The sequence below is a fragment of the Streptomyces sp. SID1328 genome, assembly GCF_009865595.1.
In the GTDB taxonomy this organism is placed as follows: Bacteria; Actinomycetota; Actinomycetes; order Streptomycetales; family Streptomycetaceae; genus Streptomyces; species Streptomyces griseoluteus.
The window spans coordinates 1-9,609 of sequence record NZ_WWKH01000662.1; the positions used below are offsets into that span (position 1 = coordinate 1).

Genomic DNA, 9,609 nt, shown 5'->3' on the forward strand with positions numbered 1-9,609 from the left:
CGACCCGGTCGCCAACATCACCGCCGCCGCCAACTACGCCGCCCACCGCTACGGCTCCATCGACAACGTCAACTCCGCGTACTGAGCCACCCGGCGTTCGTCACCCGTCCGGATCGAGTTCCGCGTACAGCAGCTCCCCGCCCTCGGGCGTGCCCTGGTCGCCGGGAACCTCGTAGCTGGCCGTCCCGCCGAAGGTGGCCCAGGCCCCGGCCGGGACGAAGGTAACGGTTACTGTCACGGTCACCGCCCAGTCTCCGGCGCCCCTGGTTCCCGGAGTCACCGGGTCGCACTCGCCGAAGCGGGCACCCACGGCGAGCACGGGCAGGTCGTCATCGGAGTCTTTGTCGTCGGCCTTCCGGTTCAGAGCGTTGTGCATGGGGCGTGGGCGGCTCGGGTTCCGCCTGAGGCGCTTCCAACGGGAAGTGGATGGGGCTGAGCAGGTATTGCGCTCGTTCGGGGCTCGGCTGGTGGGCAAGTTTCGGAGCGATGGCCGCGCGCAGTTCGCCGATCGGTTCCTCCAGTTCCGCCGGGCTGAGCCAGAGCGCATGCTGCCGACAACCCACCCGATCGGCCGCAGGATCAGCTGTGTCGCGGTCGAGCGGGCGCGGGTAGACAGCCTGCCATGCCCGGTCCGATGAAGGTCTAGAGCAGGATGCGGAGGTCGAGCACGGGACCGGTGGTTTCGACCGGGGTCGCGTCCAGCTTCTCGAGAAGGTGGAGCATCGACTTTTTGCTCGCCGCCACCGTGGCGGCCAGTGCGTGGTGCCCCTCGCGGCGGGCAACGACAGCCGCATGTTCGGCCAGCGCGGTGCCAAGCCCCCTGGCCTGCCATGCGTCCTCGACCAGGATTGCCAGTTCCCCCACCCCTTGCTGATCGGTGCGCATGACGTTCGTCATGGCGATGATGTACTCCGTGCGCTCGGCTGGAGTGGTCACCAGCGTGGTGCCGCGCTCCGGATCGGACAACTGACGCCATTCGGCGGGGGAGATCCCCGTCTTGCCCGCGTGGTACCGCAGGGCTCGACTGCCCAGCGAGCAGCGGCGGTGCAGTTCCTGCACTGGCACCAGGTCGACGGGGACCGCCTTCCGGCTTCGGGTGGCGGTTCCATCGATCAGCATGATCGAGTGCGCGTCCTCTCGGCGGTCGGCGTCGGGCATCGATGTTCTCCTCGCATTGCGATCGTGACTGCTGTGCCGCAGGCTCCGGGTCCGGAACACGGCCTTGCTGTCGCAGCAGTCTTTTGCGGGCTCCGGGCCGACTCAAGAGGACTTCGCGTCACATTAATGGCGTTCCGCTTACGTGCAACCACGGAGAGGCGCGAAGATCGGACGGAGTTGAACCCGTTGTCGGCGCCGATGCTGCGTTCTGCTCCCGGCATCGATCCAGGATTTACACGGAGGGCCAAGGGGCCCTCGCCCCTGGACAGGCCGATGAACGTCCGTACTTTGCGTATGCGATCCACTTCCTGCTCCGCCGGCCTGGCCCACGCCGATGCGCTGCGCCGCCTGACGGCGACCGGCGGCGTCGATCCGACCAGCCCCTTGGACGCTGCTGCGCGGCGCCCTGGAGAACTTCGCCACCGGCCTGTGGCACCTCGACGGCGTCGGGATGGTCGCCGAGCTGTACGCCCGGAGCGGGCCAACACGTTCTGGATGCCCTGCTCATCATGGCCGTGGGCGACATCGGCCGCGGACCGATCCGGTCGAGGGCCGGCCGGGGTCCCTCACGGTGGGCGCACCCAGGCGCGCGTTCCGGACCGGACGGGTGGGACCGGCACAGGAAAGGACCCCTGCCAATCGGTTGGCCTGGCAGGGGTCCTTCCCGGTCCCGGACCCGTCAGACCCCGGCGATCGGTCAGCCACCGGTCACGGACCGGTCAGCCACCGGCCCCGGGCCGGTAGTCAGCCGTCGGACTCCGGCGACGGGATGTAGGCGCCGGGTACGTCGTTCGGTGCGTAGATCTTCTTCTCACCGGGGTACGGACGCGCCCAGTTGTGGGTCTGGTACCAGGTGAGGTGGTTCATCTGGGCCGGGTTGGCGTAGTCGGGGATGGCGTGGGAGCCGGTCAGGTGCTGCTTGGACTTCCAGGCGTCCCACGCGGTGGCCAGGGACTTCTTGTCCGCCGGTACCTTCGCCGACGGTACGGCCGCCGCCTTGGGGTCCTGGGCGGCGGGGGCGTCCACGCCGCAGGGCGGCGGGGTCTTCAGGCCGTCGGTCAGCGAGGTGCGGTTGGGCAGCGCGGTGAACGGCGTGTAGTCGGGATGCCGGGTGAACGCGCCCCGCATGGGAGTGGCCGCGCTGTCCTTCTGGTTCATCGGGCGGATCCCGAGGATCTGCTCGACGGTGCGGATCATCGTGATCTGCGAGTAGTAGTGGCTGTCGACGGTGCCGTGCTGGGACCAGGGGCTGATGATCTGGACCGGCGCGCGGTGCCCGTCGACGTGGTCCAGGCCGGCCTGGGAGTCGTCCTCGACGACGAAGATCGCCGAGTCCTTCCAGTACTCGCTGTGCGAGATCTTGTCGATGATCTTGCCGGTGGCTAGGTCGTTGTCGGCGACCTGGGCGGCCGGGCCGGCCGGGCCACCGGTGTGGTCGCTGGAGAGCCAGAACATGTTCAGGTTGGCCGGGCCGTTCTTCTCGAAGTCCTGATTCCAGACCTCGTACCGGTACAGGTCCGGGACGCTGGTGTCGAACTTCGGGAATCCAGGCACCGACACGCTGTTGAGCGACGGGATCGGTGAGGAGGACTTCAGAGGGTAGGCGGTGGCCTGGCCGGTCGCGTTCATGTTCTTGGCGTCGCAGTACAGGTTCTGCCAGCTGGCGCCCGACGGCTTGGTCAGGAACTGCTGGAACTCGCCGAAGTTCCGCACGCTCTTGCCGGCCGCCTGTGCGCCCGTCCACAGGAAGCCGGTCTTCTGGTGGCCGAGGGCGTCGTCCTCGGTGTCGTAGCTGCGCGCGTACTCGCCGGCCGAGGACTCGGTGTACTCGGGGTTGTCGGCCTGCATGAGCCAGTTGTGGCCCTCGGCGGAGTTGGTGCCGATGTCGTAGGTGTTGTCGTACAGCCCGAACTGCTGGGCCAGCGCGTGCTGGTTCGGCGTGACGTTCGTGCCGAACTGCGTCAGCGACGGGTCGCCGTCGCCCTCGGGTACGTCACCGAGGACCTGGTCGTAGGTGCGGTTCTCCTTGACGATCAGGAAGACGTGCTTGATCGTCGAAGGGTCGCCGATCCGCGCCGGGACCGGCTGCGGCTCGGCGTTGCGGTGGCCCTTGGCGAGGGCGACGGAGCCGGCGCTCCAGCCGTTCTGCCGGAAGACCCTGGCCGTCTGGGAGCGGATGACACGGTCGCTGGGCAGGGTGAACTGCGTCAGGCTGGAGGTGGTGTCGTGGGTGGCGTGGCCGGCGCTGTCGGGGCGGCGGGCGTCGATGCCGCGGGTGTTGGAGACGACGACCTTCTCGCCCGCGGTGGTGATCTCGGCGGGGAAGTAGTCCGTCGGGAGGAGGCCGAGGTAACTGACCGGCTCCTGCGGGGACTTGTAGCGGTAGACGGCGACGGCGTTGGCCCGGCCTAGCGTAACCAGCAGGTGGCCGTCACCGGTGAGGGTCACGGCGTCAGGCTCGTAGCCGACCGAGCCCTCCGGCCACGGCTGGGTGGAGATGGTCTGCACGACGTGGCCGTTGGCGGTGTTGATGACCGACACGTTGTTGTCGGCGGTGTTGGTGACGAACACCGCGCCGCGCTGAGCGTACACGGCGGTCGGGTGCAGGCCGACGTCGATGGTGCCGACCGCGGCGGACGCGTCGGCCAGGTCGATGACGCTGACCGTGCCGGTGGTGGTGGCGCCGGTCCTCGGGTCGGCCGGCACCTGGGTGCCGTAGGAGTTGAGTGTGGAGTCCCCAGCCGTCGCGGGCCGCCCGCCCTCGTTGCTGACGTAGAGCTTGTCGCCGGCCCGGGCCATGCCGCGCGGGGCGTTGCCGACCGCCCAGCTCCGGGTGACCGCCCCGGTCGTCGCGTCGATCGCCACCACCCGGTTCTGGCCGTTGACCGCGGCGTACACGGTGGAGCCGTCGGCGGAGAACACCGCCGCGGCGACCAGGGCGTGCTTGCTGCCGTCGGCCGGGATCCTCACGGTCACGGGGTCGGCGAGCGTGCCGTCCGCGTTCACGGTGAACTTGGTGTAGCCGTCGGCCTGGCCCAGCCACAGCTGCTTGCCGTCGGGTGAGTACGTCGGACCTTCCTGGCCGACGGAGCCGCTGCCGATGCGCAGGTCGTCGGCGGCGTTGGTGCCGACACGCTGTTTGACCCGCCCGGTCGCGAGGTCCACGATGACCAGCGCCGCGTCGCCGTCGGTGACCGCGGCGGCGAGGTGGCCGCCGTCCGGGCTGACCGTCGACGACATGATCTTGCCGTCGTTGATGACGAGGCGGTCGCCGAAGGGGGCGACGTACTGGTCGGCGGAGACGACCTGGCCCCTGTGGGTGACCTGGCCGACCTGGTCGGTGCCGAACTGACGGGTCTCGGCGACGGCGGTGCCGGTGGCCAGGGCGGCCGTGGTGATGCACGCCGTGACCAGCATGGCCCGGCGGCTGACACCTCTGCCCAGCAGGTCGTAGTACTTCTTCTCGGCCTGCCTGCGGCGGCGTGCTATCTGCATGACGTCATTCCCTTCGGGAATTCGGGGACTTCGGGGGGTGGCCGGAGAGAAGAGTTCAGGGGGTCGGGGAGTCCGGGGAGGCGGAGAGCAGGTCGACGTTGCCGTCGAACTGCCACAGCGGGTTCGGTGCGTCTCCGGTCGAAGTCCGCACAAGGAAGTAGCCGTTCACTTCCTTCGGTCCGTCGCCGTCGGCGACGAACCGCCCGTCCGCCGTGATGTCGAGCTGGTAGACGGCCGACCCGGTGGCCGCGACGCCCGGCAGATGCCAGGAGACGACGCACCGCCAGTCGTTGCCGGCGCCGTGGGCGCCGTCCTGGACACCGGCCTTGGTGCACGCCGCCGCCGTCTTCAACTGCCCTTCGGTGACGGCGGGCCGGTGGAGCTGGTCGGTCTGTGTGCGGTAGAGGTGGGCGAACTCGGTGGCGAGCGAGTTCTGCACCTTGGCCTGCTCGATCCCGGAGCCGGTGGCCGTGGTCGTCGCCGCCACGACCGCGACCGTCACGCCGAGCAGCCCCGCGAGCGGCAGGGCGGCCGTGCCGACCGCGTGGCGTGCGGAGCCGTCGTCCGTGGGGTTGCTGAAGTCCCGCCGCAGGAAGAGGACACAGGCCAGCGCCGTCGCCGTCACGGCCCACAGGAGACCGACAACGATGCCGATGAGGAGCGGAGCGAGCTGCGCCGGGCTGGTGAACAGGCCGTTCCAGGTGAGGAAGGCGTCCCCGGGCAGGGCGAGGCGTACGGCGACGGGGAGCGGCAGCATCTGGGCGAGCTGCATCGCCAGCGCGACGATCGCGGGCAGCAGCAGACCCATCGGGGAGCGCCCGAGCACGACCGACCCGAGGAGCCCGATTCCGGCGAGGGCCAGGGTCGGGGCGAGCACACAGGCCCAGGCCAGCAGGACCGTGCCGGCGGCGTCCCCCGGCGCCAGCAGATGGCCGTCGAGGCCGACCAGCGGCCGGTTGCCGACGGCCACCAGCCCGCCGACCGTGCTGGAGACGGCCAGTCCGGCCACGAGCAGCAGGATGACGGTGAGACCGGCCAGTGCCTTCGCCGCGAAGATCCGCCGCGGCGAGCGGACGACGACGAGGAGGTGGCGCCAGGTGCCGAGCCGGTCCTCCGAGGCGAACACGTCGCCGGCGACGACGGAGGTGAGCAGCGGAAGCGCCCAGGTGCCGGCGAAGCCAAGCGTGACCAGCGGTGCCGCCCACCCGGTGGCGTGCATCCAGCGGCCGAAGAGGGTGTCCGTGGGCAGCGTGCTCTGCACGCTCACCCCGGCCACGAACAGCGCCGGCGCGATCCAGCAGGCGAGGAGCGAGAGGCGGATCCGCCACTGGGCGAGGAGCTTGACGACCTCGAAGCGGTAGCTCCGGGCAACTGTGACACGGCCTGATGCGGGGGTGTGCGCCTCTCCCCGCGGTGCGGCGGTCGGCGTGGGGCTCGCGGTTGTGCTCATCGACCGGTCTCCTGCTGCTGGGTGTCGCTCTTCCGGTGCTCGGTCAGGGCCAGGAACGCCGCCTCCAACGGAGAGACGACCGGGGCGAGTTCGCGCAGGGAGACGCCCTCGTGGACGAGCCGCACCACCAAGTCGTCCAGGGCGGCCACCGGCGCGCGCACCACGAGCACCTCCCCGCCCTGGCGTCCGGTGGTGTCGTCGGCCAGGTGGATTCCCGGCGCGTCGGCGGCCAGCCGGCGTGCGCGTTCCGGGTCGGACGTCAGCAGCCGGTAGTCGAGTTCACGGTTCTCGGTGGCCAGCTTGCCCAGCGGCCCGGAGAAGACGATCCGCCCCGTCGCGAGGACGGTGACCTCGGAACACAGGGCCTCCAGGTCTTCCATGCGGTGGCTGGAGAGCACGACGCTCGTTCCCTCGCGCGCGAGCCGGGTGAGGACGCCGTGGACGTGCTTCTTCCCAGCCGGGTCCAGGCCGTTGGAGGGTTCGTCCAGGACGAGCAACCGCGGCTTGCCGAGCAGGGCCGCGGCGAGGCCGAGCCGTTGGCGCATGCCCAGGGAGAAGCCGCGGGTGCGTTCGTCGGCGACGTCGGTGAGCCCCACCTGTTCGAGTGCGTCGTCGATCCCGGCCGACCGCGTGTCGTCGCCCCGCAGAGCTGCCAGCGCGGCGAGGTTCTGCCGCGCGGTGAGCGAGGGGTACAGCCCCGGCCCGTCCACGAACCCGGCGACACCGCCGGGCGCTTCGAACGCCCTTCCCGCCGGCGTGCCGAAGACCTCCAGACGTCCGCTGTCGGCCACGGTCAGGCCGAGAAGGAGGCCGAGCAGCGTCGTCTTACCGGCGCCGTTCGGACCGACCAGGCCGTGGATCTGTCCCTGTGCCACATCCAGGTCGGCGTCGTCGAGCGCGACGACGTCACCGAAGCACTTGGTGATGCCGCGAGCCCGGATCGCCAACGTAGAGTCCATGAGCCCCTTCTTTCGGAAAGCCTCATGGACCCTAGAAAGCACACAAGACGCTGGCAGGACTCACCGGTTGAACGCTCAGGGAACGGAACCTCAACGGGGAGTCAACCGCCGTCCCGCACACCCAGATCGTCCCGCCCGTCGGCCCCGCGTCCGCGGGGATGGTCCGTACACACCCCCGCGCAGCGTGCGCACCTTCGCGCACACCCTCTGTCGTGCACCGGACACTCGCCGTAGACTCATGGCGAGCGCGGGGCGGTTGACAGGGGGAGCCGACATGCCGGAAGCGCCGTACGGTCCGTACCAGGGGTTCACCGTTCCGCCGATGCCGTCCGGGCCACCGCCCGCGCCGCCGAGCGCGCCGCGCGCGGCCGCGGTGGCCCTGCTCAACCTGAGCGGACTCGGCCTCGGTTATGCCCTGCTCCGAAGATGGGGCGCGCTGGCGCTGTGCCTGGCCGCCACCGCCGTCCTCCTCTTCGTCGCGCTGCCCGCCGACGCCGACGGCCTGCCCACCGGGGTGCTGGTCGGCTACCTCGTCGTCCTGCTGCTCGCCGCCGCCCACGGCGCCCGCCTGGGACTGCGCACCCCGCTGTCCCTGCGCGCGCCCCTCGCCCTTGTGCTGGGCCTGGTGCTGCTCGCCGTACCGGCCGGCGGCGCCCTCTGGTACGACGGTGCCCGCGCGGAGGCCGAACAGCAGGCGCTGCTCGGCCGGCTGGAGAAGGCCGACGACCTGGTGGCGGCGGCCGGACGGCACACCTTCGCCGCCTCCCGCGCCGACTACCGCTCGGCCCTCGCCGTCTACCGCGACCTCGCGGTCGACCACCCCGGCTCCCGCGCCGCCGACCGCGTCCCCGCCCGGATGCGTGCCTACTACGCCGGCGTCGGCGCCGCGTACGGGCGGGGCGAGTACTGCGTGGCCGTCGAGCCCCTCCAGTTCCTCCGTACGGTGCCGCGCACCATGCCCGCCGACCAGCTCGGCTCGCTCACCCGCTGGCCCGACGACCGGCTGGCCACCTCGCTCTACGAGTGCGGCAAGGCCGACCTCGGCGACGGCGGGGAGGCATGGGTCGAACGGTTCCGCGAGCTGCTCGCCGACTTCCCCGGCTCAACGGCCGCCGCCAAGGTGGTGCCGGCCGCCGACGCGGCCGTACGGACCGCGCAGCAGGGGGTCGCCGGGAACGCGCCCTGCACCGCCGTGGACCGGCTGCACACCCTGGACACCCGGCTCACCGACCTCGCCGCCTCGGCCGGCAACGCCTCCACCGGCCTCACGGCGGTCGCCGCCCGCGCCGGGAAGGGCGGGGACGCGGGCGCCTACGAGTGCGGGGTGGACCAGTACAAGGACGGGGACTTCGCCGGGGCGCGGCAGAGCATGCGGAGCTATGTCTCCGACAGCAAGGGCGGCGGGAAGCGGGAGAGGGCCAAGAAGATCGCCATAGCCGCCGAGGTCGCCCAGACCCTCCCGGCGGCCGGGAAGAAGCTGCCCACCACGGCCTCCGGCGGCAGCATCTCCGTCACGGTGAAGAACGACAGCCCCCACGACATCACCGTGCTCTACACCGGCCCGGTCACCGGCAGCTTCACCCTCAAGGCGTGCGGCGGCTGCACCGCGTACTCCCTCACCGCGACCATCACGGCGGGCTTCAAACCGTGCTCCGACAGCGGGCGGAACTACCCGCAGCGCACGATCCAACTGCCCACCGGCACCACGTACTTCGTGCACCAGCCCCAGGGAACCGGCGCCGGCTCGCCCGCCTCCGACACCGCGCGGCTCAGGTCGGGCTATGTGTACACCGAATGCGCCTACACCACGCGGACGTTCGGGTCCGGCACCTGACCGGGTCCCGCGTCCGGTCCCGGCACCGCCTGGGTGACGGTGCCGCACAGGGCGGTGGGGCGCGGCTCCGGGCCGCGCTCCAGCCAGTCCCGGTACGCGGGCGCCTGGTGGGCCACCTCCCAGTAGGCGTCGGCCAGTTCCTCGAAACCCCGGTCGAGATCGGCCTCGGTGCGGGCCGCGAGCAGCAGCCGCACCCCGATCGGGTCGCCGTGCAGGGGACGGATGGCGAGGTCGGAGCGGGGGTGCGCGGTGGGCTGGCTGACCGTGACCACCTCGCCGGTGGCGGCCAGCGAGTAAGCGGTGAGGTAGTCGCCGTGCAGCAGGTCCGGCTCGATCCCGGCCTCGCGCAGCACCCGGCAGATCGCGTCCCACTCGCCGTCCACCGTGGAGTCGACCATCCACCGTTCCTCGGCCAGCTCGGTCAGCCGCACCTCGCTCCTGGCCGCCGCCGGATGGTCGGCGGCCAGCGAGACGAACTGCGGCTCCCGCTCCACCAGCACCCGTAGGCGCAGCCCCGGTGGGACCCGCAGCGGACTGCCCTCCACCTCGTGCACGAAGGCCAGCTCCAGCGCGCCCTCGGCGACCTGGCGCAGCAGCGCGTTGGCGGAGGCGTCCATCTGGAGCGAGGGCTCGGCCGCCGGGACACGGGAGCGCAGCCGGCGCAGCCAGCCCGGCAGGGCGCGGCTGGCGGTGGCGCCGATCCGCAGCCGGGG

At 71.4% G+C, this 9,609-nt stretch carries 7 protein-coding genes; 1 reads left to right on the forward strand and 6 read right to left on the reverse strand.

All coding sequences use genetic code 11. The features are described from left to right. Positions 1-100: 100 nt before the first annotated feature. From GT030_RS21380 to GT030_RS21400, 5 genes are all read right to left on the reverse strand, one after another. Positions 101-376 (reverse strand): hypothetical protein, encoded by a 276-nt coding sequence (locus GT030_RS21380; protein WP_161202484.1) that lies wholly within the window; start codon positions 374-376, stop codon positions 101-103. A gap of 266 nt (positions 377-642) precedes the next feature. After that, positions 643-1,158 carry a GNAT family N-acetyltransferase gene (locus tag GT030_RS21385; protein WP_161202485.1) on the reverse strand — a complete coding sequence of 172 codons (516 nt, stop codon included), beginning with the start codon at positions 1,156-1,158 and terminating at the stop codon, positions 643-645. Positions 1,159-1,902: 744 nt separating this feature from the next. Then, the gene (locus GT030_RS21390; protein ID WP_161202486.1) at positions 1,903-4,653 is read right to left on the reverse strand and encodes a bifunctional YncE family protein/alkaline phosphatase family protein; all 2,751 of its coding nucleotides are present in this window, start codon (positions 4,651-4,653) and stop codon (positions 1,903-1,905) included. Positions 4,654-4,708: 55 nt separating this feature from the next. Further along, positions 4,709-6,103, reverse strand: coding sequence for an ABC transporter permease (locus GT030_RS21395; RefSeq protein ID WP_161202487.1), 1,395 nt, complete (start codon positions 6,101-6,103; stop codon positions 4,709-4,711). Further along, the gene (locus GT030_RS21400) at positions 6,100-7,062 is read right to left on the reverse strand and encodes an ABC transporter ATP-binding protein (RefSeq protein ID WP_161202488.1); all 963 of its coding nucleotides are present in this window, start codon (positions 7,060-7,062) and stop codon (positions 6,100-6,102) included. Before GT030_RS21400 ends, GT030_RS21395 begins: the two co-directional genes overlap by 4 nt. Before the next feature lie 274 nt (positions 7,063-7,336). Here GT030_RS21400 and GT030_RS21405 point away from each other — a divergent pair, with 274 nt between their 5' ends. Further along, on the forward strand, positions 7,337-8,896 hold the full coding sequence (locus tag GT030_RS21405) for a hypothetical protein (protein ID WP_161202489.1): 1,560 nt from the start codon (positions 7,337-7,339) through the stop codon (positions 8,894-8,896). Here the strand turns inward: GT030_RS21405 and GT030_RS21410 are convergent. After that, on the reverse strand, positions 8,863-9,609 hold a 747-nt coding region (locus tag GT030_RS21410; protein WP_161202490.1), incomplete at its 5' end, for a LysR family substrate-binding domain-containing protein. The two genes, GT030_RS21405 and GT030_RS21410, sit on opposite strands and share 34 nt — an antisense overlap.